Source organism: Salinimicrobium xinjiangense DSM 19287 (assembly GCF_000423585.1).
In the GTDB taxonomy this organism is placed as follows: domain Bacteria; phylum Bacteroidota; class Bacteroidia; order Flavobacteriales; family Flavobacteriaceae; genus Salinimicrobium; species Salinimicrobium xinjiangense.
The window spans coordinates 33,071-56,916 of record NZ_AUIG01000030.1; the positions used below are offsets into that span (position 1 = coordinate 33,071).

19 protein-coding genes are annotated in these 23,846 nt (G+C 44.3%); 15 read left to right on the forward strand and 4 right to left on the reverse strand.

Translation table 11 applies throughout. The features are described 5' to 3' along the window. Positions 1–116: 116 nt before the first annotated feature. Positions 117–572, reverse strand: a complete 456-nt coding sequence (locus tag G564_RS0111510; protein ID WP_029037795.1) for a GAF domain-containing protein — start codon at positions 570–572, stop codon at positions 117–119. Positions 573–660: 88 nt separating this feature from the next. On the opposite strand from G564_RS0111510, the gene xrtF reads away from it, so the two are divergent. From xrtF to G564_RS0111560, 10 genes are all read left to right on the forward strand, one after another. Beyond that, positions 661–1,218 carry an exosortase family protein XrtF gene (gene xrtF / locus G564_RS0111515; RefSeq protein ID WP_029037796.1) on the forward strand — a complete coding sequence of 186 codons (558 nt, stop codon included), beginning with the start codon at positions 661–663 and terminating at the stop codon, positions 1,216–1,218. Further along, positions 1,202–1,639 carry an exosortase F system-associated membrane protein gene (locus tag G564_RS0111520; protein WP_029037797.1) on the forward strand — a complete coding sequence of 146 codons (438 nt, stop codon included), beginning with the start codon at positions 1,202–1,204 and terminating at the stop codon, positions 1,637–1,639. The genes xrtF and G564_RS0111520 overlap by 17 nt, the downstream gene beginning before the upstream one ends. A gap of 43 nt (positions 1,640–1,682) precedes the next feature. Further along, positions 1,683–2,081 (forward strand): HYC_CC_PP family protein, encoded by a 399-nt coding sequence (locus tag G564_RS0111525; protein WP_029037798.1) that lies wholly within the window; start codon positions 1,683–1,685, stop codon positions 2,079–2,081. Positions 2,082–2,158: 77 nt separating this feature from the next. Next, positions 2,159–5,986: an efflux RND transporter permease subunit gene (locus tag G564_RS0111530; RefSeq protein ID WP_029037799.1), complete on the forward strand. Its 3,828-nt coding sequence runs from the start codon at positions 2,159–2,161 to the stop codon at positions 5,984–5,986. Then, positions 5,983–7,236, forward strand: coding sequence for a TolC family protein (locus G564_RS0111535; RefSeq protein WP_029037800.1), 1,254 nt, complete (start codon positions 5,983–5,985; stop codon positions 7,234–7,236). The genes G564_RS0111530 and G564_RS0111535 overlap by 4 nt, the downstream gene beginning before the upstream one ends. Further along, positions 7,220–8,971: an efflux RND transporter periplasmic adaptor subunit gene (locus tag G564_RS0111540; RefSeq protein WP_029037801.1), complete on the forward strand. Its 1,752-nt coding sequence runs from the start codon at positions 7,220–7,222 to the stop codon at positions 8,969–8,971. The genes G564_RS0111535 and G564_RS0111540 overlap by 17 nt, the downstream gene beginning before the upstream one ends. Positions 8,972–8,996: 25 nt before the next feature. Continuing rightward, entirely contained in the window at positions 8,997–9,590 is a 594-nt protein-coding gene (locus G564_RS19960) for a DUF3347 domain-containing protein (protein WP_051205429.1), read from the forward strand. A gap of 54 nt (positions 9,591–9,644) precedes the next feature. Next, positions 9,645–10,238, forward strand: a complete 594-nt coding sequence (locus G564_RS0111550) for a DUF2911 domain-containing protein (protein WP_029037802.1) — start codon at positions 9,645–9,647, stop codon at positions 10,236–10,238. After that, entirely contained in the window at positions 10,239–10,799 is a 561-nt protein-coding gene (locus G564_RS0111555; protein WP_029037803.1) for a helix-turn-helix domain-containing protein, read from the forward strand. An 80-nt stretch (positions 10,800–10,879) separates the two neighbouring features. Continuing rightward, positions 10,880–14,578, forward strand: a complete 3,699-nt coding sequence (locus G564_RS0111560; protein ID WP_084625631.1) for a heavy metal translocating P-type ATPase — start codon at positions 10,880–10,882, stop codon at positions 14,576–14,578. 87 nt (positions 14,579–14,665) lie between these two features. On the opposite strand, the gene G564_RS0111565 is transcribed toward G564_RS0111560, so the two are convergent. Then, positions 14,666–17,146, reverse strand: coding sequence for a zinc-dependent metalloprotease (locus tag G564_RS0111565; protein WP_029037805.1), 2,481 nt, complete (start codon positions 17,144–17,146; stop codon positions 14,666–14,668). Positions 17,147–17,354: 208 nt separating this feature from the next. Between G564_RS0111565 and G564_RS0111570 the strand changes: the two genes are divergently transcribed. The 3 genes from G564_RS0111570 (at position 17,355) to G564_RS19165 (ending at position 20,550) form a co-directional block, all read left to right on the forward strand. After that, positions 17,355–19,232, forward strand: a complete 1,878-nt coding sequence (locus tag G564_RS0111570; RefSeq protein ID WP_029037806.1) for a T9SS type B sorting domain-containing protein — start codon at positions 17,355–17,357, stop codon at positions 19,230–19,232. Next, positions 19,232–20,245 carry a PorP/SprF family type IX secretion system membrane protein gene (locus G564_RS0111575; RefSeq protein WP_084625632.1) on the forward strand — a complete coding sequence of 338 codons (1,014 nt, stop codon included), beginning with the start codon at positions 19,232–19,234 and terminating at the stop codon, positions 20,243–20,245. The genes G564_RS0111570 and G564_RS0111575 overlap by 1 nt, the downstream gene beginning before the upstream one ends. 98 nt (positions 20,246–20,343) lie before the next feature. Next, positions 20,344–20,550, forward strand: a complete 207-nt coding sequence (locus tag G564_RS19165) for an HU family DNA-binding protein (protein ID WP_037373919.1) — start codon at positions 20,344–20,346, stop codon at positions 20,548–20,550. Between the two features lie 229 nt (positions 20,551–20,779). Here G564_RS19165 and lysS read toward each other — a convergent pair whose 3' ends face one another. Continuing rightward, on the reverse strand, positions 20,780–22,480 hold the full coding sequence (gene lysS / locus G564_RS0111585) for a lysine--tRNA ligase (protein WP_029037808.1): 1,701 nt from the start codon (positions 22,478–22,480) through the stop codon (positions 20,780–20,782). A 120-nt stretch (positions 22,481–22,600) separates the two neighbouring features. Here lysS and G564_RS20170 point away from each other — a divergent pair, with 120 nt between their 5' ends. Continuing rightward, positions 22,601–22,756: a YqaE/Pmp3 family membrane protein gene (locus G564_RS20170; protein WP_084625633.1), complete on the forward strand. Its 156-nt coding sequence runs from the start codon at positions 22,601–22,603 to the stop codon at positions 22,754–22,756. A gap of 37 nt (positions 22,757–22,793) precedes the next feature. Continuing rightward, entirely contained in the window at positions 22,794–23,492 is a 699-nt protein-coding gene (gene lipB, locus G564_RS0111595) for a lipoyl(octanoyl) transferase LipB (RefSeq protein ID WP_029037809.1), read from the forward strand. A 52-nt stretch (positions 23,493–23,544) separates the two neighbouring features. Here the strand turns inward: lipB and G564_RS20590 are convergent. Continuing rightward, a partial coding sequence (locus tag G564_RS20590) for a hypothetical protein (RefSeq protein WP_029037810.1) occupies positions 23,545–23,846 on the reverse strand: 302 nt, incomplete at its 5' end.

A 23,846-nucleotide genomic window follows, 5' to 3' on the forward strand; every position in this document is an offset into this window, starting at 1 on the left:
AGCGGAAGAGCTGGAGCAAAGACAAAAATAAAAGGCACCAAAAATGTCATTTTTGGCACCTTTTATTTTATACGCTTCCAAACCTCCTGTTTCTTTGGGAAACTAAGAGTGAATACTTAAAGGATCTCCGCTACCTTGTCATTCACAAATTCCAAAAACCGCTCATCTTCTTCAGTAAATGGATCGGGCACATTGGAATCGATATCTATCTGTCCGATGTTTTCTCCATTCTTGAACAAAGGCACTACAATTTCGGCTTTTACGTGAATGCTGCAGGCGATATAATTGTCCTGTGCACTTACATCGGGGACTACGAAGTTCTTGTTTGAAACAGCTACTTGTCCGCAGATGCCTTTTCCGAAGGGAATTATAGTATGATCTGTGGGTTCTCCGGCAAAAGGACCCAGTTTTAATTCATTTTTATCGCCGTTCTTAAAGTAGAAACCTACCCAGGTGTAATAGTCGACTTCAGCTTTGAGTAATTCACAAAGTTCGGTTAACCTTGCTTCCACAGAAGCTTTATCATTGGCGAGGATCAAAGGGACCTCATTTCTTAGTTTTTCGAAAGACATTGTTCACAATTTTGAGCAAAAGTATTTAAAAATTCAGCTATCTGAATCGTTTTAAATAAATACTTTTGATGAAACCATAAGTCAGATTTTGCGCCAGCTCATTCAAAAATATGCTTCGGTAATTAAATTCATTTTTACCTTTTTAGGCACCTATCTTTTGCTGGCTTTGGTTTACAATCTCTACCTTCAGAATTTTCAATCTACCGTTCACTATCCCGATTATTTAACTCACCTGGTAGCAATACAAAGTGAGGCCGTAGTTTCTACCCTTGGGTATGAAACACAATTGAAGTCGGGTTATCCCGAAGCCACCATGCATCTCATAGTAAACGGAAAGTTTGCAGCGCGAATTATTGAGGGTTGTAATGCCGCCAGTATTATAATTCTTTTTGTCGCTTTTATGCTCGCCTTTGCGGGGAGACCCAAAACTACTTTTTTATATACTCTCGCCGGCGTAGTGATTATCTATGCTACAAACATTCTCAGGATTGCACTTATGGCCATTGGAATTGTGGAATACCCGTGGCATGCTCATTTTTTACACAGTATAGCTTTTCCGCTTGTCATCTATGGCGCAGTCTTTATGCTGTGGGTACTGTGGATCTCTATTTATTCAAAACAGATAAGTTATGAAAGCAGTCACTAAGATCGCGATCATCATTGTCCTGGTAGGGGTGCTGGCGTTGGTAAGACTTTATGAATACCGGTTCTTTTATGATCCTTTCATGTATTTTTTTGAAAGGGCGTATCAAAGTGGTGAAACAATAAATTATTCCTTCGGAATGTTTTTTAATGTTTTCCTGAGGTTCCTTATAAATACATTCCTTTCGCTCTTAATTCTATGGGTGGCATTTCAAAACAGGGGGATCATCAAATTTGCTGCGCTTATTTACGCCGGATTCTTTGTGGTCCTTTTTCCGCTTTTCGTTTACCTCATGCATCACGTACAACCGCAGGATTACCTGGCAGCCTTTTACGTGCGCCGATTCCTTGCACATCCACTGCTGATCCTTATTTTGCTGCCGGCATTCTATTATTACAGGCTTTCTGCAGGTGTCAAAAAGTAGAAAAACTGCACGTATTTAATTTTTTAGTATTTTAGCAACCTGTATGAAGGAGTTTTTTCAGAAATCCGCATCTTTTGCAATGGCACTTTTAGTGCTGTTCTCTACCGTGTCTTTTACGGTGGACAAGCATTTCTGTGGAGAAATCCTGGTAGATCAGGCTGTTTTTTCTGAAGCTAAGACCTGCGGAATGCACGGCGATGTGCCCACTTCTTCTGAAGATGAATGCTGTGATGAAGAAAAAATTCTGGTTGAAGGTCAGAAGGAACTAAAGGTCTCCTTTGATGATCTCGACCTGGAACAACAGGTTTTTCTTGCCGGATTTACTTATTCCTATCTTGAGTTGTTTATTGGAGAGCCGCAAGCTGAAACTCCTTTCTTTCATTACAAACCGCCTTTGCTCGTCTACGACATACAGTTACTGGACGAGACCTTCCTTATTTGATTTTTAAATTGATTTTTTAGACCCTGCACGCCGGGGTTGCTGTGTTTGTTCACATTTAATCAATTTAATATCAAAGAATGCTTAGCAAAATAATTCATTATTTCCTTTATAACCGGCTGGTCACCATGCTGCTGCTTATCTTTATGATAGGTTGGGGAATAGTCACATCTCCTTTTGACTGGGATTTTGATCTTCTTCCCAGAGATCCGGTGCCGGTGGATGCCATCCCCGATCTGGGAGAGAACCAGCAGATCGTCTTTACCGAATGGCCCGGCCGTTCGCCGCAGGACATTGAAGATCAGATCACATATCCTCTTACTACTTCCCTGCTGGGTATCCCGGGAGTAGAATCTATTCGTAGCACTTCGATGTTCGGGTTTTCCAGTATCAATATCATCTTTAACGAAGATGTGGAATTCTACTGGTCCCGTACCCGAATCCTGGAAAAGATCAACTCTCTGCCATCCAATCTGCTGCCGCAGGACGCGCAGCCTACTTTAGGTCCCGATGCAACTGCTTTGGGCCAGGTTTTCTGGTACACCCTTGAAGGCCGTGATCCCGATGGTAATGTCACCGGTGGCTGGGACCTGCACGAAATAAGATCTGTACAGGATTATTACGTAAAACTCGGTTTAAGCGGAGTGGAGGGAGTTTCGGAAGTTGCTTCGGTAGGTGGTTTTGTGCGGGAGTACCAGGTCGATGTTGATCCCGATGCGCTGAGGGCTTATAACCTGGGAATAGATCAGGTGATGATGGCAGTGCGGAATTCTAACCGGGACATAGGTGCGAAGACCATTGAGATCAATAAAGCTGAATACCTCGTGCGAGGTCTGGGCTATATAGAATCTCTGGAGGATATCGAAAATACAGTCGTAGCCGTAAATAACAATACCCCCATACTCATCTCAGATCTTGCTGTAGTCACCCTGGGACCTGCCGAAAGACGAGGGGTGCTGGATAAGGCAGGAGCCGAAGTTGCCGGCGGAGTGGTGGTTGCCCGCTATGGATCCAATCCGCTGGCGGTGATCAACAATGTAAAAGATAAAATAGCCGAAATTGCTCCCGGAATGCCGACTAAAGTGCTGCAGGATGGTACAGTGAGCAAATTAACCATAGTTCCATTTTACGACAGAACCCAGCTCATCCAGGAAACTCTCGGAACTTTGGAAAATGCACTTTCCGATGAAATTCTCATCAGCATCATCGTAGTGATCATCCTGGTTCTAAATCTCAGAGCCTCCATTCTTATTTCCAGTTTACTTCCCATTGCGGTGCTTATGACCTTTATTGCCATGCGCTATTTTGGAGTGGATGCCAATGTGGTGGCACTCTCAGGGATTGCAATCGCTATTGGGGTAATGGTAGATGTAGGGATTGTCTTTGTTGAAAATACGCTGCGGCATTTGGAGTTTGATGAAAACAGGAATGCGAGAGGGGAAAAGCTGCTGCGGGTGATAAGGAATTCCACCATTGAAGTGGGACCTGCAGTGACAACCGCTTTGGCTACGACAGTAGTGAGTTTCCTTCCGGTCTTCTTTATGGAACATGCAGAGGGTAAACTTTTCCGGCCACTGGCTTTCACCAAGACATTTGCTCTTATCGCAGCCTTTTTGCTCGGGGTGATCGTGCTGCCTATGCTGTCGTATTATTTCTTCTCCTTTAAATTGAATAAAGAAAGAACAAACCGCATCTGGAACTACAGTCTGATTGCCGGCGGAATTGTACTGGCGATCATTTTCGGAATGTGGCTGCCACTTGCCTTGTCAGTAATTGGAGTCTTAAGACTGCTGGAGCCGCAAAGCCGTGGTTTCCTGGGAAGATATTCAAAGGAGATCTCCCTTTTCATTATCCTTGCAGTGACGATCTTTTTCCTCACCACGCATTGGATGCCGCTCGGGGTGCGAAATTCAATCATAGAGAATTATCTCTTCGTGATCATCCTGCTGGTAATCACCCTTGCAGCACTACTGGCGGTGGTAAGATATTATGAGTCTATCCTTAACTGGTGTCTGGAAAACAAAAAAACATTTCTTGCGCTGCCAATTGTAACCATTCTAATTGGGCTTTTGATCTGGCAGGGTTTTCCAAAGATCTTCGGATTCGTGGCAGATGGTGCTGAGAAGATCGGATGGGATATGAGGGAATCTTCAGGCTGGCAGGCAGCTTCAGAAACATTTCCCGGAGTAGGAAAAGAATTCATGCCTACTTTAAATGAAGGGAGCTTTTTGCTGATGCCTACTGCTATGCCTCACATGGGAATAGAAGGCAGTAAAGAGGTATTGCAAAAGCTGGATATGGCTGTGACCAATATTCCGGAAGTTGAGGTCGCCGTTGGAAAACTGGGAAGGGCCGAAACCGCAATTGATCCTGCACCGATCTCCATGTACGAGAACGTGATCAACTACAAGCCTGAATACATGCTGAATGAAAAAGGCAGAATGCAGCGCTTTAAAGTTGATGATGATGGAAATTTTATTCTAAAATCAGGAGAAGCCCTGGCTCACGAAGAAGCTATTCTAAGTAATCTTACTGCCCGGGACCTGGTGCCCGACGAGGATGGGGAATACTTCAGAAACTGGAGGGATCACATCAATAGTCCCGATGATATCTGGAATGAGATTGTAAGCGTCACCCGATTGCCGGGAGTAACTTCGGCTCCAAAACTGCAGCCAATTGAAACAAGATTGGTGATGCTGCAAACAGGAATGAGGGCCCCTATGGGAATTAAAGTTTACGGACCAGATTTGCAAACCATACAGGAATTCGGATTTAAACTGGAAGAGCTGCTTAAGCAGGTGCCTTCAGTAAAACATGAAGCCGTTTTTGCCGACAGGATCGTGGGCAAACCATACCTGGAGCTGGATATCAACAGGCAGAATATCGCCCGCTACGGCCTTAGCATTGAGCAGGTACAGCAAACAATCGAAACCGCTATAGGCGGAATGGAAATCACCACCACCGTTGAAGGCAGGGAACGCTATCCGGTGCGGGTGAGGTATCCACGGGAATTGCGGAATTCTCCCGAACAAATTGAGCAGATACTGGTACCAACTCCCACCGGAGTGCAGATTCCACTTGGACAGCTGGTCGATGTGAATTATGTGCAGGGACCGCAAATGATCAAAAGTGAGGACACCTTCCTGGTAGGATACGTGCTTTTTGACAGGAAACAGGATTACGCCGAAGTCAATGTTGTGAATGATGCGCAGGCATTGATCGCCGAAAAGATCGATACCGGTGAACTACAGGTGCCGCAGGGAGTCAGTTTCGAATTCTCCGGAAATTATGAGAACCAGGTGCGGGCGGTAAAAAGACTGGCAATTGTTATTCCTATCTCGCTGATCATTATCTTCCTTTTGCTGTACTTCCAGTTCAAAACCGTTATCGCCTCTACGATTCACTTCTCCGGAGTGTTTGTAGCCTTTGCCGGTGGATTCATCATGATCTGGCTATACGGGCAGCCCTGGTTCATGGACTTCAGCATTTCAGGAATGAATATGCGCGACCTGTTCCAGATGGGCACCATCAACTTAAGCGTAGCGGTTTGGGTAGGTTTTATAGCCCTCTTCGGAATAGCAACCGATGATGGGGTACTTATGGGAACATATATTCACCAGGTTTTTGAAAAACGTGATCCGCGAACTGTACCGGCAGTAAGAGCTGCAGTTCTTGAAGCGGGGAAGAAACGGGTGAGACCTGCAATGATGACGACTGCAGTAACCATTATAGCACTTTATCCTGTTTTGACCTCCACCGGAAAGGGAGCAGATATCATGGTGCCCATGGCTATCCCTATTGTGGGTGGAATGGTCATCCAGATCATGACCATTTTTGTGGTGCCCGTTTTACAGGCGATCTGGAGGGAAACTGTGGTTACAAGAGAAGCTAAAAAAATTGAAGAATGAAAAACTCTGTAAAAATATCATTTTTGACAGGTCTGCTTTTTCTCTTCTTCGGAAGCATAAAAGCACAAACCCTGGAAGATTATCTGCAGATCGCTGCGGAAAATAATCCGGAAGTAAAGGCGGCCTACGCCGAATTTGAAGCAGCCATGCAGGAGGCACCTCAGGTCAAAAGTCTGCCCGATCCTACGCTTACTATGACGGCTTTCGGCAGCATGGTAGAGACAAGGCTCGGGCCACAGGAAGCTCGTTTCTCCCTGATGCAGATGTTTCCATGGTTTGGAACTCTTGCAGCCAGGGAAGATGTCGCCAGCCTGATGGCCGAGGCAAGATTTCAGGCATTCCTCAATGAACGGAATCAACTTTTTCTGGAAGTAAGCCGGCAGTATTATGAACTCTATGCTCTTCAGCAACAATTGAGCTATCAACAGGAGAACCTGGGTATACTTCAGAATTACAAAGATCTCGCCCTCTCCCGTGTCAGCGCCGGAAGTGGAGCCCTTTCTGACGTGCTGCAGGCCGATTTGATGCGGAATGAATCTGTAACCGGACTGGATATTCTCCGACTAAAAAAGGAATCGCTGGTGGTGCAATTCAATGCGCTGTTGAACAGGCCACGAACTGAAGAGGTGATCCTTCCGCAGGAAATTGAAACAGGTGCCAAAAATGTCATTTTTGACACCCCTGTCTCAGGGAATCCCCGATTGGCAGAGCTTGAAAGAATGGAAGCCTCAGCAAAAGCCCGCGAGAAACTGGCGCAAAAGGAAGGTCTCCCCAATGTAGGGCTTGGAGTAGATTATGTAATAATCGGAGAGCGAATGGACATGGCCGTCGAAGACAGTGGCCGGGATGCTATCATGCCAATGATTTCGGTAAGCCTTCCTATCTTCCGCGGGAAGTATAAAGCGGCTAGGAAGCAGGCAGCTTTTATGGCGGAAAGTTATGAGCAGCGAAGGATTGGCCTGGAGAACCAGCTATCGGCTGAAATGGAAGCGGCAGTTTTTCAGGTGCGGGAAGCTCAGGCGATGTTAGCGCTTTACGAAAGACAGGTAGAAAGCTCTGAACAGGTACTCAATTTGTTACTGTCCGGTTACCGCAATGCTTCCTCCAATTTTGAAGAGGTGTTGCGCGTACGGCAGGAACTTTTAAAATATCAGCTGGCAGTGGCAGAGGCAGAAGCTGCTTATCTCACTGCGCTGGCAAGGATCGATTATTTATCGGGTAAAACATTTGACTATGACAACAAAAACTAAAAATATACTCATTATCGCCGGCACACTGGTAGTTGGAATGCTATTGGGCTGGCTGTTCTTTGGCGGAAGCGGAGAAGCACCGGCTCATGATCACAGTGCCGAAGCCGGACAGGAAACGATATGGACCTGCTCCATGCACCCTCAAATAAGATCTGGGGAGCCTGGAAAATGTCCAATCTGTGGCATGGATCTTATTCCGCTGGAAAGTGCTGATGTTGGTGAAAACCCGAATGCAGTACAAATGAGCGAATACGCCATGAAATTGTCAAATGTGCAGACACAGACCGTAGGCAGTGGAGCCGGCGAAAGAGAGCTGAGGTTGAACGGGAAAGTAAGTGTGGACGAACGCAATGCATATACCCAGTCAACCCATGTGCCTGGCAGGATCGAGCAGTTACTGGTGAATTTCACGGGAGAGGAAGTCCGTCGAGGACAATCCCTTGCTGTGGTCTATTCTCCCGAACTCATCACTGCCCAGGAAGAACTTTTACAGGCTTATGCAATTCGCAATTCACAACCCGAACTTTTTGAAGCCGCTAAACAAAAGCTCCGTAACTGGCGAATCGGCGAGAACCAGATCAACCGCATCCTCGAAAGCGGAAAGGCAACAGACCGGTTCACCATCACTGCCGATGTAGGCGGAGTGGTCACCGAGAAACTGGTTGAACTCGGAGATTACGTAGAGCGTGGAATGCCGCTATACCAGATCGCTGACCTGTCAAAAATGTGGGTTTTATTCGATCTTTATGAAAGGACAATAGGACTGGTTGAAAAAGGTGACAAGGTTGAATTCACTGTAGCTTCTCTTCCCGGAGAAACTTTTGAAGGTACCATTGATTTTATAGATCCAATTTTGGACAGTCAAACCCGGGTAGCCACTGCAAGGGTTGAGATCAAAAACACCAGATTAAAACCCGGAATGTTTGTTACGGGAGTGATAACTACATCCGGATCTGAAGTTGCTTCAGGATTAACTGTTCCAAAGTCGGCAGTGCTATGGACCGGAAAACGCAGTATTGTCTACGTCAATGAAGGTACAGCTACGAGTCCGTCATTCGTGATGCGCGAAGTAGTGCTGGGGCAGTCGCTCGGAGATTCTTATGTAGTGCAGGAAGGACTTACAGCAGGAGAGGAGATCGTGGTAAATGGAACTTTCACTGTAGACGCGGCAGCACAACTTGCGGGGAAACCCAGCATGATGAATCCGGCGGTGGCAGCTTCGGCTCCTGCGCAGGAAGATGTGAGACAGTATCTTCAGAATAGCGGGTATGACTTTAGCGGGCAGGCTTCAGAAAAATTCCAGGCGCAACTGGGAAATGTAGTGTCCGTGTACCTTCAGCTTAAGGACGCGCTGGTGGAAGAAAAAGAGAAAGAAAGCTTAAATTTGACAAAGAAGTTCCAGGATGCTATTCAGAAGACAGAAGCTTCAGCCTTAAGCGGAGAAGCGAAAGCCTTTTGGGAAGAAAAGCAGAAATTTCTGCTTCAGCATGCAGAGGTTGGTGTGGAAGCAGAAAATATTCAGAAGCAAAGAGAAAATTTTGTCTATGTTTCTGAAGCGCTTATCAAAACGGTTGCGGCCTTTGGAGTAAAAGGCGAAAGCCTGTATGTGGATTATTGTCCTATGGCAAATTCCGACAAGGGAGCTTACTGGCTTAGCACCACAGCCGAAATCAGGAACCCGTATTATGGCGATGCCATGCTTAAATGTGGGGAAATAGTAGAACAACTTAATTAATACCTTAACTATAAACATCAGAAAAATGAAACACACAAAAATGACAGTGCTCGCACTTGCAGGAGCTTTTATGTTTGCTTCCTGTGGAGAAACTAAAAAAGAAAATGCCGAAGAACCGGGATTGCCAATGCAGAATGAAATGCACCAGGAACACACAGATGAAATGAGTGGAACCGGTGATATGGCCGGAAACCTGGATGACGGGCAGGAAGCCGAAGTAGAGTTCAGTGATGAGCGTATTGCAGCTGCTTACGGACATTATAACCATGTAAGATCTGCATTGGTCAATACTAATGCAGAGGAAGCGCAAAATGGCGGAGAGATGCTCGTAGAGGCTCTTGAGGGAGTAGAGAACAATACCGATGCACTTAAGGCGGCGCAGACTATTGCAAATACTGAAGATGTGAACGTTCAGAGAACAGCATTTTTGGACCTTTCTGCAGCTATGGAAGGATTGGTAAGCGGATCTATCAGTTCAGGAGAATTGTACAAGCAGTACTGCCCAATGGCCTTTGACGGACAGGGAGGTGCATGGCTTTCGGCTTCAAAAGAGATCAGAAATCCTTACTACGGCGATAAGATGCTGAAGTGCGGTAGCGTGAGAGAAACTTTAAAGTAATCAGAAAGATTCTGCCGGTCCTGTTTAGGTCCGGCAGAATCTTATATAAGGCCTATGAAATTTAAAAATAAATTATTTCTTCTATTGGCGGTTAGTGCTGTTACTGCGGCTTGCGAATCGTCGAAAGAGAAGAAAGAGGAGCGACAAGAGATACACGAACATGAAACTGCACCTGTCAAAGACAGGAGTGGTAGCCTTAGCCCTCACACCGAAGCAATGGCCATAGTGGACGGGGCGCATGTACACATCGATTATTCGGCCCCCAGTGTACGGGATCGAATTATCTTTGGAGGTCTCGTAGCTTTCGACAGGGTTTGGCAGGCAGGAGCACATAACGCCACCTGGATTGAAACCGATAAAGACCTGGAGATTGGAGAAAGCATTTTACCTGCCGGGAAATATGGATTTTTCTTAATTCCCAGAAAACAGGATGAATGGAGCGTGATCTTTAATTCCCGCTGGGAACAACATGGCAAGGATGATTATAATGAAGCTGAAGACGTGCTTCGATTCAATGTTACTCCTCAGGAATCAAAAGAACCACAAGAGGTGCTTAAATACGAGGTGAATAAGACGGGAGAAAAAACGGGAGATATTGTATTTTCCTGGGAAAAGAAAAAGATAATTATACCTTTCAGGGTGAAGTAGATGAAGCTTTTTATCAAAAATATGGTTTGTAACCGCTGTAACATGATGGTGAGGTCTGAACTGGAGAAGTTCGGACTTCACCCCCTTACAGTTGAGCTGGGGATGGCCGAAGTGGAGCGGGAACTTTCTGCAGAAGAAAAAGAGCTGCTGAATGTACGCCTGCAAAATTTTGGTTTTGAGCTCATTGATGATAAAAAGACCCGGCTCATTGAGAGCATAAAAAATACTGTAGTGGAATTGATCCACAATTCTGCTGAGCTTCCAAAAATGACATTTTCGGAGCATCTTTCTGAGAAGTTCCATCAGGATTATTCTGCCCTCAGCAAGCTATTTTCTGAAGTGCAGGGCGTGACCATTGAACAATACGTGATCACCCAAAAGATCGAAAAAGTAAAGGAACTGCTGGTTTACGACGAACTTTCCCTCAGCGAGATCGCACACCAACTCCATTATTCCAGTGTTTCACATTTGAGTAAGCAGTTCAAAAAAGTAACGGGATTGACTCCCACCCATTTTAAGCAGGTAAAGGAAAACAAACGCATTCCTCTGGACAAGCTTTAGAATCTTACCACAAATTTCCAGAATTGTATAACATTTCCGCTTTGAATCCTGCCGAACTTTGGGATGTAAAAGTGTAAGAAATGAAACATACCTATCAAATCACCGGCATGACCTGCAATGGCTGCCGTTCTCATGTTGAAAAGACGCTTCAGGAAGTTGAGGGAGTGAAAAATGCTGCAGTCGACCTCGAAAAAGGAGAGGCTGTTGTCGAAATGGAAAAGCATATTCCATGGGATATTTTGGAAACCGCCTTACAGAAAGGTGGTGGGAATTATCATATTCTTGCTCCCGGGACTTCTAAAGAAAAGTCTGAAGCAGATTCAAACTTTGCCAAAGTTCCTAAAGAGAAGGATCAGAATCACGATGATACTACCGCGTCTGATGATGAAAACTTTGACAAAGTTGATCCAGGGATGACTCACACCTATAAGATCACCGGTATGACCTGTAACGGTTGTCGGTCGCATGTGGAAGAAACTCTGCGGAAGGTAGACGGAGTTAAAAATGCTGCTGTGGATCTCGAGAAAGCTGAAGCTGAAATCGAAATGAAACGACATATACCAATTGAGGTTTTTGAAAAAGAACTTCAGAAAGATGGCAGTAAATATCACATTTTTGAGAGGGAAGAAGGAGAAGATTCAAACTTTGCCAAAGTTCCACAAAAAGACAGTTCGGTTTCTGAGGCTAATACTGCCGCTGATGATGAAAACTTTGGCAAAGTTGAGAAAGGTATGACTCACACCTATAAGGTCACCGGTATGACCTGTAATGGGTGCCGTTCTCACGTAGAAGAAACGCTTCAAAATGTGAAGGGTGTAACATCTGCTTCTGTAGATCTGGAGAAGGGCGAGGCTGAGATCGAAATGGAGAAGCATATTCCCTGGGATATTCTAGAAACAGCGCTTCAAAAAGGTGGTGGGAATTATCACATTCTCGCTCCGGGTACTTCTGAAGAAAAGTCTGAAGCAGACTCGAACTTTCCCAAAGTTCCAAGTAATGATGATTCGGTTTCTGAAGATACCACTGCTGCTGATGATATAAACTTTGGAAAAGTTGACTCGAATAATTCCGGCATGACTCACACCTACAAGATCACCGGTATGACCTGCAACGGTTGTCGCTCGCATGTGGAAGAAACTCTGCGGAAGGTTGACGGAGTTAAAAATGCTGCCGTAGATCTTGAAAAAGCCGAAGCTGAGGTGGTGATGGAAAAGCATATTCCTATAGGCGTTTTTGAAGATGCGCTGCAAAAGGACGGCGGCAGGTACCACATTCATTCCCCGGGAACAAAGGAAAAGTACCAGGTGACGGGAATGACCTGTAGTGGTTGTCGGTCGCATGTTGAAGAAACCCTTAATAAAGTGGATGGAGTGCAGTATGTCTCTGTTGATCTTGAAAAGGCGGAGGCGGTGATAACTTCAGATAAACCCATTCCCGTATCAATTTATCAGGAAGCGCTGAGAAAGGACGGAAGTACTTATAATATTTATCTTCCGGGGCAGGACATTACGGCCCCACCAAAGCCTGAAAAACCAAAGGGTAAGGGCACAGGCACTTTCTACTGTCCCATGCACTGTGAGGGTGATAAAACCTACGACAAACCGGGAGATTGCCCTGTTTGCGGAATGGACCTGGTGGAGGAGGTAAGTCTCAAAGCTGAAAAACCTCTATACACCTGCCCCATGCACCCCGAAATTCAGGAAGATGAGCCGGGAAGCTGCCCCATCTGCGGAATGGATCTGGTGCGGATGGAACCCGAACTTTCGGCTGAGAAGAAGTCTTACAATAAGCTGCTCAAAAAGTTCAAAATAGCTGTGGCTTTTACCATCCCAATCTTCCTTATTGCCATGGGGGAAATGATTCCCGGCAATCCCATCTATAATTGGATGGGCATGGAGGCCTGGAATTGGGTACAGCTAGTGCTTTCTATTCCGGTGGTTTTTTATGCCACCTGGATGTTCTTTGAAAGAGCCTACCGGTCTGTAATGACCTGGAACCTAAATATGTTCACGCTGATTGGGATTGGTGCCGGAGTCGCCTGGCTTTTCAGTGTTTTCGGCATGCTGTTCCCGGGCTGGTTTCCGGAGCAGTTTCTAAGCCATCATGGTACTGTTCACGTTTATTTCGAAGCCGCAACAGTAATCCTTACGCTGGTTTTGCTGGGGCAGTTACTGGAAGCAAGAGCGCACAGCCGGACGAATTCTGCTATCAAGGAATTGCTGAAACTGGCACCCAACAAAGCTACCATAGTAGTCAATGGTGAAGAACAGGAAATCCATACAGATGAGATCAAGGTTGGGGATATCCTGAGGGTGAAACCCGGAGATAAGATCCCGGTGGACGGAAGCATTCAAAAGGGGCAGACCAATATTGACGAGTCTATGATCACAGGGGAACCTGTACCGGTAGAAAAAGCTGAAGGTGACAAAGTGACTTCGGGTACTATTAACGGCAACAGGAGCTTCACCATGAAAGCTGAAAAGGTAGGAGATGAGACCCTGCTTGCCCAGATCATCAAGATGGTGAATGATGCCAGCAGGTCACAGGCGCCAATTCAGAAACTGGCAGATAAGATCTCAGCTTACTTTGTTCCGGTAGTAGTAATCATAGCGGTTATTACCTTCTTCGTATGGGCAGCTTTTGGTCCCGACCCGAGTTATGTGTACGCCTTAATTAATGCCATTGCTGTATTGATCATTGCCTGTCCCTGTGCCCTGGGATTGGCGACGCCTATGTCGGTTATGGTGGGCGTCGGGAAAGGGGCTCAGAATGGAGTACTGATCAAAAATGCCCAGTCCCTGGAGCAAATGGATAAGATCGATGTGCTCATCATTGACAAGACGGGAACCATTACTGAAGGAAAACCTTCGGTTGAAAAGGTAGTTGCTTCAGGAGAGATTTCAGAAGAAAAACTTATCAGCCATCTGGCTTCCATAAATGCGCAGAGTGAGCATCCGCTGGCAGAGGCAACTGTCCGGTTCGCAAAAGACAAGAAAGTGAAGTTTGCTGAAGCTTCAGATTTTGATGCGGTTACAGGAAAGGGAGTTACAGGAATTTCCGAAGGAAAAAACCTAGCGGTAGGGAATGAAAAGCTTATGCAGGAGATCAATGCTGAGGTGGATGAAAAGCTTCAGCAGCAGGTAACGAAAGCACAGGAACAGGGAAAAACAGTTTCCTATATCGCCGTGGAAGGCAAGATCGCGGGTTATGTAACTATCACAGATCCTATCAAGAAAACCAGCAGGCAAGCTATTTCAGATCTTATTGATGCAGGAGTTGAGGTAATAATGCTTACCGGGGATAATGAGGTAACAGCTTCGGCCGTTGCGAAGGAATTACACTTATCAGGTTTTAGAGCCGGAATGCTGCCACAGGACAAAATGGAGGAGGTTACGAAACTTCAGCAGCAAGGAAAAAAAGTTGCCATGGCCGGGGACGGGATCAATGATGCCCCGGCTCTTGCAAAAGCCGATATTGGAATTGCCATGGGTACGGGAACCGATGTCGCTATTGAAAGCGCAGAGATCACTCTTATAAAAGGAGATCTACACGGGGTGGTTAAGGCGAAAACCCTGAGTAAAAAGGTGATGAGGAACATCAAACAGAACCTGTTTTTTGCCTTGATCTATAATACGCTTGGTGTACCAATTGCCGCCGGAGTTTTATTCCCGTTCTTCGGAATTTTGCTGTCACCCATGATCGCGGCATTGGCTATGAGTTTTAGTTCAGTATCTGTAATTGCGAATGCGCTGAGATTAAGAGGAGCTGAAATAGGCTAGCTTAAAATTTCTTTTTTGAGAGGTATTAAAATGAAAAGAGCCGGACGATCGTCCGGCTCTTTTTTGATATTTCAGAAAAAATGCTTCTTAGCTATTTGGATCAAGAATAAGATTCACTCTTTCCAAAGCATCCTCAAGATGATACCTGGTAAGGGTATCACGGCTCCTGCCAATGCTGTTTCTCAGGTCACGCTGAAGATTCTTTAGTTCTCCCCTTACAACGGGACGAATATCACTCTGAGCGACATCAACATCAGACCGTGTTCCCCACGAACGTCCCGATGATTGTTCCTGAGTCATTAGATATTCCATCCTGTTGATGTAGGCACGCTGAAGATTTCTGCGGTAAGTGTCAATATTTTGCCCTCTTCTTAACTCACTCCAGATTCCGTTTCTAAGATCCTGCATCATATCGAGAAGTGAATAGGCACTGTTACCGTTAACTTCACGATTTTCAATGAGTCTTTGCATTCTTCCGAAGTCGAGCAGGTTGTTTAGCGTTCGCTCCTGCGTATTTCTTATACGCTCTACATTGCCATCAAACTCTATCTTGTTAAAGATCTCCTGGTCAATAAGCCACTGCGGAGTAGAGAATAATTCGTCCTGCAGGAAATTCATTGCCTTCTTCTGCTTATCGGCAGTTACGTGGAAGAAAACCGGACCTTCCTGGTCGTAGGTTTTTGTTTCTTTGATCACACCACCAACGTTCGCAGCTACATGACCCATGTATCTGTTATACTGCCCAAGCACCTGTCCATACATAGTTTCCAGATCATCATAGTTTTTACCGTCTTCGGCAGTCCACTCAATAAGATTTGGAATGATCCTCTTAAGGTTCTTAATTCCGTACTGACTTGCAAGTACAGAATCATCACCAAGATCTTCGGTTTGAGAAGTAGGATCGATCACACTACCTTGCTGTCCGCCGAATCTGAACATTGGGTCTCCGGCTTTCTCAAGGATCCATGAATCGAGAACCGGCTTTTCTTCTTTGCCTTCGAGATCAAGGATTGGCTTGTAACCCCACATCACAGAAAATTTGTCATAAGGGCCAATGTTTGGCATTAGAGCTACATCTCCATCTTCGGGTTGAGCGACATAATTGAAACGGGCATAATCCATAATTGAAGGCGCAGTTCCATATTTTTTAGTGAATTCAGGATCTCTCAATGATTCTACAGGGTAAGCAACACTGCTTCCCATATTATGTGGTAGTCCAAGAGTATGTCCTACTTCATGAGCAGATACAAACCTTATTAAACGGCCCATGATCTCATCTTTAAAAGCTACTCCCTGAGCATCAGGATTGATAGCAGCAGTCTGTACAAAGAACCAGTTTCTCAAAAGGGTCATTACGTTGTGGTACCAGTTGATATCAGATTCCAGGATCTCTCCGGAACGTGGATCACTTACGTGAGGTCCGTTTGCATTTGGAATTGGTGAAGCCAGGTATCGCACTACAGAATAACGTGCATCTTCAGGACTCCAGTCTGGATCTTCTTCTGCACTAGGAGGATCTTTGGCGATGATCGCATTTTTGAAACCTGCTGCCTCAAAAGCTACCTGCCAATCTTCGATCCCCTGTTTGATGTAAGGCACCCATTGCTTGGGAGTAGCACGATCGATATAATAAACGATCTGTTTCTTGGGTTCAACGAGTTCGCCTCTTTTAAATTTTTCGATATCCTCATCTTTTACTTCAAGTCTCCAGCGGTCAAGGTAACGAACGGTTTTACTTTCCTGTACTTCAAGACCATAGTCTGTCTGCCTGGAAGTAAACCAGCCTACACGCTCATCAAAATATCTTCTTTCCATTGGTACTTTAGGAAGCAGGATCATGGAGTTGCTCATTTTTACCGAAATAGAAGCAGTACTCGCATTAGAAGGCGGCTCAGAAGACAGGTAGGTCTTGACGTGGCGTACTTCAATGTTTTCAGGATAGCTTCTAATGGTATCTATATAAGACCTGCTGTCGTCAAGACGGGTGATCTTGTAATTCTTACGATTCCTTTCAGGAAAACCAAGTGCCTGTACATCTTTTTTGTAAAGATCTGTCACTTTGATCACTGTAGCATTGTTCACGGAATCCTTGCGAATCGCTTCAATGTTGAAAGAGAAAAGTATGGGTTCAAAATTGGAATTTACTACCGCCTCATGAATAGGAAGAGAATCGGCTGCAAAATTGTTGTGAGAAACTACACGAAGAAGAACATTTTTATTCTTTTTTTCCCAACGTAGTACTTTTTCATTTTGTTTTCCACCACCAAAACCAATGCCCGTTGCAGTTTGAGCAATTCTGGTAACCATTAGCATTTCGCGGTTGAAAAGGCTGTCCGGGATCTCGTAGTAATAGTCGTCATCAATTTGATGAACTGTAAAAAGACCTGGATCTGTTTTTGCTTTTTTGGTAATTACCTTGTCGTAAGGTTTGATACCATTTTTGTCTTTTTCAGCGGGTTTGGCTGTGGCAGCAGTTTTAGTGTCCTTTTCGGGTTGAAAAACTGCGCAGCTTGTTATTGAAAAAGAAAAGAAAACAATAACCAGCCGGAACAATAATCGGTTGTTCATTAAAATTTAAATTTTAGTTAAGAATTGCCCAATTTATAAAAACCGATTCCCGTTACCTAACCGGAAGCTGTTAAAATAAAAAGAGGTGCATTTTGCTGATTCTTTGACAGTAGAAGGAGCAAAAGGTTTAAAATCGTGATTAAAGTCATAGAAAGAAAATGCTAATATTATCTTAAAGAACCCCGCTTTCCTGTACCTTTGAAGGAAGATGAGAGTTCCCTATTTTCTTGTTTTTCTCTTTGTTTTCGGACAGGCTTTTTCCCAGCTTAGCTTTTGTCCGGGTAGTAAGGGAGATCCTATTTTTCATGAAGATTTCGGCACCGGGTTAGGAACGGGAGCTGCTTTGCCTGCCGGTATCACTACCTACGATTATGTTACCGGTGATCCAGATGATGGGCAATACACAATTTCAAGCAGAATAGGTCAAAATAACGGCAGCTGGCATCAGGCGCTTCCTCAGCGAACTATTTCTAATGGAAAAGCTTTAATAGTAAACGCGAATGATAATACAGCGGGAATGTTCTATGAAACGGGCATTACCGGACTCTGTGAAGCTACGACATATGAATTCTCGGCCTTCTTAATGAATGTTTATAATGCGGCAAGTGTAAATGTATGTGAAGGCACTGGTATTCCAATCAACGTTCGCTTCGAAATCTGGGATGAAACAGATACGGTTCTCCTTGCCAGTGGTAGTACAGGCGATATTGATGGCACCTCAAATCCCCAATGGGAACAATATGCACTCGTGTTTCGCTCCCAGGTGGGCCAGTCTGACGTGATCCTGCGCATGTTCAATAATGGAGTAGGTGGCTGCGGAAATGATCTTGCTATTGATGACATCATTTTCAGGTCGTGTGGAGATCTTACCGAAATATCTTCGGAAGTAACTGCCGGAAATTCGCTGGAAGTTTGTGAACCCGACTCGCCTGTATCAGTAGAGTTAACTGCTACCCCCAACAATACCGTTTACACCAGTCATGCTTTTCAATGGCAGGAAAGTGCAGATGGAGAGCATTGGGTAGATCTAGCCGGTGAAACCGGCAGAGATTTTTCTTCCCCGCAAATAAGCTCCACGACATATTACCGGATAAAAATAGCTGAAGATGCAGTAAACCTTTTGGACGATCTCTGCAGTTCGGCGTCTGAACCTTTTGAGGTCATTATAGTTACTACGCCTGAAGCACCGTTGAGTCCTGGGGACCGGGAAGCCTGTGAAGGAGATATGATACCGCCGCTGGAAGTGACAGTAGAGGCAGATGAGACGGTTTTCTGGTTTGACAATGCAACCGGAGGGAATCAACTGGCGACAGGTAAGAGGTTTGTTCCTGAAGTTGCAGGAACTTATTACGCAGAGGCTATAAAAACAGGATTTAGCTGTGAACCCGGCCCCCGTACTGCTGTGACTTTGACAGTTTTTTCCAGTCCGCAGGTGACAGATGAAATCCGGAAGTTATGCTCCGGCGGTGAGATAAATCTGGATGCAGGGGCGGGAAATTTCAGTTATAACTGGAGTACAGGAGCTTCCGGCCGGGAGATTAGTGTGAATCTGCCCGGGAATTATTCTGTTGTTCTTACCAATGCAAATGGATGTAGTGCCGTAAAAGAATTCCAGGTAAGGGCGGTTGATGTCGCCGGAATCTCCAAAATCACTTCCGAAGGTACAACTGTGATCATCCAGCCTGCACACACCGGGGAATTTGAATATTCTCTGGACGGAATCAACTTTCAAAGCTCCGGTACATTTGAGAATATTCCCGGCGGAATTTACACTGCCTATGTCAGAGATCTGGAAGGATGTAATACTGTCAGCAAAGAATTTCCTCATATTGTGCTGCCGCAATTCATCACTCCCAATAGCGACGGATTCAACGATCAATTTGAGCTGAAAGGAGTAGAATATTTCAGTAACTCAGAGATCAGGATTTATGACCGGTATGGAAAATTACTGGCAACGGGGACAGGAGCAGGTTTTTCATGGGATGGAAGTTTTAATGGCAGAGAGCTACCCGCAGAAGATTATTGGTACCACATTTTTATAGATGGTTACGAACCTATTAAAGGTCATTTTTCCCTGATTCGCTAATGATAAATTTAAAACCATATAATCTTATAAATTTCTTTCCAAAATCGCTTTTTTGGGTACTTACTTTATTCCTGTGTCTAAATGTTTTTGATATGCGGGGACAGGAGATCATTCCTACCTATTCCGATTATTTAACCGACAATCTTTATCTGCTCCATCCTTCTTTAGCCGGCGCGGCAAATCGCAGTCAGCTGCGACTCACGGCGCGTCAGCAATGGTTTGATGTTGATGATGCCCCGGGAATGCAGACATTCACCATTAATGGCAGATTGGGTAACAGAGAGGGGATTGGAGCTATAATTTTTAATGATCATAACGGAAATTTTTCTAAAACAGGAGCTTACGGAACTTTTGCTTACCATTCGAGATTGCCGGCGGGAGACCTGGAGTTGCACAGGTTAAGCTTCGGAATAAGTGCAGGGGTGATTCAGCACCGGCTGGATCAAAGTAGCTTTACGCAACCCGATCCTATTGTTGGACAGGAAGAAACATCTGCAGCTTATGCCAATATGGACGTCGGCATGTCCTATTTTAAAAAGGATCTTTACGTACATTTTTCTGCAAAGAATTTGCTGCCGGTAACGAGAGAGCTCTTTAATTCTGAAAATATTGCTGTTAACCAGCGGAAATATTTTCTCACGGCAGGTTATATCATTTCTCCTTCATATGACTGGTTTGTGGAGCCTTCTGTTATGCTTCAGCTGGCAGAGGAGACAGGAGAAAAAGCAATCGATGTTAACCTGAAAGGATACAGAAATTTTGACTTCGGACAAATATGGGCAGGCCTGTCCTACAGGCAGGGGCTGGACAAGATGGAGGAGGGCATGGAGAACATTAGGTATGTAACACCTTTTGCAGGTGTGGAATTCCGAAGTTTTTTAATTGGATATACTTATTCACAGCAGTTCAATGAAATTGTATTGAGCAACAGCGGATTTCATCAGCTCACTCTTGGGTACAATTTTGGAGCTCCAAGAGCAAGATATCATTGTGGTTGTCCAGCGATAAATTAGAAAACAACTTCAGGTTAACCTAAAGTTAATCCGGCTTTTACATTTTTTAAAGGCCTTTAGAATTTCTATCTTCTAAGGGAATAATTAAAAAAAGAAAAATGGAAAAGATCGTAAACTTAGTTGCCGAAAAAGCCGGGATCACTCAGGCTCAGGCTAAAACCGCTGTAGATACAGTAGCCGGATTTCTTAAGGATAGAATGCCTCCGGCATTGGCGGGGCAGATGGACAATTACCTCAAAGATGACTCCGAAGGAGGTGGTGGAGGAATATCTGATACAACCGGAAAACTCGGCGGAATAATCTAGAAAAAAATAAAGCTTCCAAAGTGGAAAGCAAAGGCTGTCTAAAATTTTTTTAATAGCGTCAACCTGAACTTGTTTCAGGTTCTAATCCTGAAGATCGGATTATTGATTCTGAAATAAATTCAGAATGACGATCAATTAGATTTTTAGACAGCCTTTTTTATACCTCCCAAAAATGCCCTTATTAAAAGAGACTTTTGGGATTTGTAATTTGGATATTCCTTCCGGGTTTTTATTCAAACCATTTTTCTACCTCGTCCAGCTGCAGGGCAGCTACGGGAAGTTTATTCTTTTTACGCAGTCCGTTCAATTTTTGATGAACCTGCGTGGGTTTCTGCTCTTTTAGTTTTGTAACTGTTCCAAATTCGTGCATAACTGTATCCACCCATTCCTGAGGTACCCCAATCTTAATAAAATCTTCAGGTTTTGGAGTTGCAGCTTTCTTTTCGGGCTTCATTTGAGGGAAGAAAAGCACTTCCTGGATAGATTGTTTGTTGGTAAGGAACATGATCAAGCGGTCCATTCCAATTCCGAGGCCCGAAGTTGGAGGCATCCCGTATTCCAGGGAGCGTATGAAATCGTGGTCAATGAACATGGCCTCATCATCTCCTTTTTCAGAAAGCTTCAGCTGTTCTTCAAACCTGTTTCGCTGCTCGATTGGATCATTCAGCTCAGAATAGGCGTTAGCGATCTCCTTTCCGCAGACCATGAGCTCAAATCTTTCCGTCAATTCCGGATTCTCACGATGTTCCTTACAAAGCGGACTCATCTCTTTAGGATAATCTGTAATGAATGTCGGCTGAATGAATCTGCCTTCGCATTTTTCACCAAAGATCTCATCGATCAATTTTCCTTTCCCCATGGTATCATCTACTTCGATCCCCATGCCTTTAGCTGCCTCAAAAAGTTCTTTTTCAGACTTACCTGTAATGTCAAATCCAGTGAATTTTTTAATCGCATCGGTCATAGTCACTCTTTCATATGGAGCTTTAAAGTCCACCTGATGCTTTCCGAAGGTAGCTTCGGTAGTACCGTTTACGGCAATTGCGCAATGTTCCAGGAGATTCTCTGTAAATTCCATCATCCAGTTGTAGTCCTTGTACGCTACATAGATTTCCATTGCAGTGAATTCGGGATTGTGTGTGCGGTCCATTCCCTCATTTCTGAAGTTCTTTGAAAACTCGTACACTCCGTCAAAACCTCCTACAATAAGACGCTTTAGGTAAAGCTCATTGGCAATCCTAAGGTAAAGCGGAATATCAAGTGCGTTGTGATGAGTAATAAAAGGCCTTGCTGCAGCTCCTCCGGGGATAGATTGTAATATTGGAGTTTCAACTTCAAAATAGCCTTTGTCATTGAAGAAATTCCGCATCGCATTGAAAAGCTTCGTTCTCTTGACAAAGATCTCCTTTACTTTAGGATTTACCACCAGGTCTGCATAGCGCTGGCGGTAACGTAATTCAGGATCATTGAATTCGTCATAAGTTTTCCCATCCTTATCTGTCTTTGGAAGCGGAAGAGGCTTTAGAGACTTGCTTAAAAGGGTGAAGTTCTCAACCATTACGGTTTTCTCTCCCACCTGGGTATTGAAAAGCTTACCCTCAATTCCTATAAAATCTCCTATATCGAGAAGCTTTTTGTAAACGTCGTTGTACTTGCTTTTATCGTCTCCGGGGCAGATCTCATCACGGTTAAAATATACCTGGATCTTTCCGGTAGAATCCTGAATTTCGGCAAAAGAAGCTTTCCCCTGTATCCTGCGGGACATTAGCCTTCCGGCAATGACCACCTTCTTATCCTCTTCAAATTCAGCCTTAATGTCGGCAGTGGTGTGATTTACGGGATAAAGTGCCGCGGGATATGGATCTATATTGAGTTTTCGGAGAGATTCCAGTTTTTCCCTGCGAATAATTTCCTGTTCAGATAAATGCATTGTTTTTATTTCAAAATTCGACTGGCAAAGATACAGACTAATGGGCAACCAATCAATTGTTTTTTAGGGGAGAGGATCGCCTGAGAATTGCCGCAGAATTTAATATCTTTGTACCTGCTTATGAGTATTTGGAGAGTAATATTATCTGTTCTTTTTCCGCCCCTGGCTGTCATTGACAGAGGCTGTGGTTCTATTCTTATTGTTTTGATCCTTACACTCGCGGGTTGGATTCCAGGAGTGATCGCGGCCTTGATCATTTTGAATAATAAAAGATAGGAGAGATCCAGATCTCAATACTCAATACTACTAAGATTTGAACAAACGCATAAATTTTCAGGAGTTAGGTTTAAGGGATTATAAAGAGACCTGGGAATACCAGGAGCAAATTTTTAAGGAGATCCTGGATCAGAAGATAAGAAACCGCCGGGAAGGCACTTCAGATGCAACAAAAAACCACCTCTTGTTTGTTGAACATCCTCATGTGTATACCCTTGGAAAAAGTGGGGATATCTCTCATCTCCTAATTAATGAGGAACAGCTAAAGCAGAAAAACGCCACTTTTTATAAGATCAACAGGGGAGGGGATATTACCTACCACGGCCCCGGACAATTAGTAGGCTATCCCATTCTCGATCTTGAGAATTTCTTTTCAGACATTCATAAATATCTCCGGCTTCTGGAAGAGACCATTATTCTTACTCTCAAGGAATATGGTATTGAAGCTGGACGTAGTAAGGGTGAAACGGGGGTGTGGCTTGATATCGATACACCCTTCGCCAGAAAAATTTGTGCCATGGGCGTTCGTGCCAGTCGTTGGGTAACCATGCACGGATTTGCTTTTAATGTCAATGCAGATCTCGGATATTTTGATAACATCGTTCCCTGCGGAATCAAAGGCAAGGCAGTTACTTCACTGAATGTTGAACTGGGCGTAAAAGAGGTTCCTGTAGACGAGGTGAAGGAAAAAATAAAGAAGCATTTTTCTGCCCTTTTTGAAGCGGAACTGGTTTAAGGTTCCAGGTTTAAAGTTCAAGGTTGAGTCACCTCTAAAAAGCCTATTTTTATTAAGCTCTGAGAAGTTTATATTTGTCTTCAAATTCGGGGTTTTTTGTTTGCTCCATGATAAACGAGAAAATCAAACAATCTTTGATGTTTAAAAGGTGAAAAAGCACAGAAAATGCGGAGTTTTGGCCTTTACCCGGACTCCATGGACACATTTTCTCCATATTTTTGGCTATCCTCACTAGATTTATCCACATTCCGCGGGCAAAGGCCCACATCCGGTTTTTAATAAGACCACGGTATTTAGTCTTTTTATTTCTGATGTTTACCACAAACTGAAAAATAGTGGCTTCTACATTGTTTC

Excerpts from the sequence above, each read along its gene's own strand:
- G564_RS0111525 (WP_029037798.1), top strand. The coding sequence starts at position 1,683 with ATGAAGGAGTTTTTTCAGAAATCCGCATCTTTTGCAATGGCACTTTTA.
- G564_RS0111570 (WP_029037806.1), top strand. The coding sequence starts at position 17,355 with ATGAGAGTTCCCTATTTTCTTGTTTTTCTCTTTGTTTTCGGACAGGCT.
- lysS (WP_029037808.1), bottom strand. The coding sequence starts at position 22,480 with ATGCATTTATCTGAACAGGAAATTATTCGCAGGGAAAAACTGGAATCT.
- G564_RS0111520 (WP_029037797.1), top strand. The coding sequence starts at position 1,202 with ATGAAAGCAGTCACTAAGATCGCGATCATCATTGTCCTGGTAGGGGTG.
- G564_RS0111510 (WP_029037795.1), bottom strand. The coding sequence starts at position 572 with ATGTCTTTCGAAAAACTAAGAAATGAGGTCCCTTTGATCCTCGCCAAT.
- G564_RS0111560 (WP_084625631.1), top strand. The coding sequence starts at position 10,880 with ATGAAACATACCTATCAAATCACCGGCATGACCTGCAATGGCTGCCGT.
- G564_RS20170 (WP_084625633.1), top strand. The coding sequence starts at position 22,601 with ATGAGTATTTGGAGAGTAATATTATCTGTTCTTTTTCCGCCCCTGGCT.
- G564_RS19165 (WP_037373919.1), top strand. The coding sequence starts at position 20,344 with ATGGAAAAGATCGTAAACTTAGTTGCCGAAAAAGCCGGGATCACTCAG.
- G564_RS0111565 (WP_029037805.1), bottom strand. The coding sequence starts at position 17,146 with ATGAACAACCGATTATTGTTCCGGCTGGTTATTGTTTTCTTTTCTTTT.
- G564_RS19960 (WP_051205429.1), top strand. The coding sequence starts at position 8,997 with ATGAAACACACAAAAATGACAGTGCTCGCACTTGCAGGAGCTTTTATG.
- G564_RS0111550 (WP_029037802.1), top strand. The coding sequence starts at position 9,645 with ATGAAATTTAAAAATAAATTATTTCTTCTATTGGCGGTTAGTGCTGTT.
- G564_RS0111575 (WP_084625632.1), top strand. The coding sequence starts at position 19,232 with ATGATAAATTTAAAACCATATAATCTTATAAATTTCTTTCCAAAATCG.
- G564_RS0111535 (WP_029037800.1), top strand. The coding sequence starts at position 5,983 with ATGAAAAACTCTGTAAAAATATCATTTTTGACAGGTCTGCTTTTTCTC.
- G564_RS0111530 (WP_029037799.1), top strand. The coding sequence starts at position 2,159 with ATGCTTAGCAAAATAATTCATTATTTCCTTTATAACCGGCTGGTCACC.
- G564_RS0111555 (WP_029037803.1), top strand. The coding sequence starts at position 10,239 with ATGAAGCTTTTTATCAAAAATATGGTTTGTAACCGCTGTAACATGATG.
- G564_RS0111540 (WP_029037801.1), top strand. The coding sequence starts at position 7,220 with ATGACAACAAAAACTAAAAATATACTCATTATCGCCGGCACACTGGTA.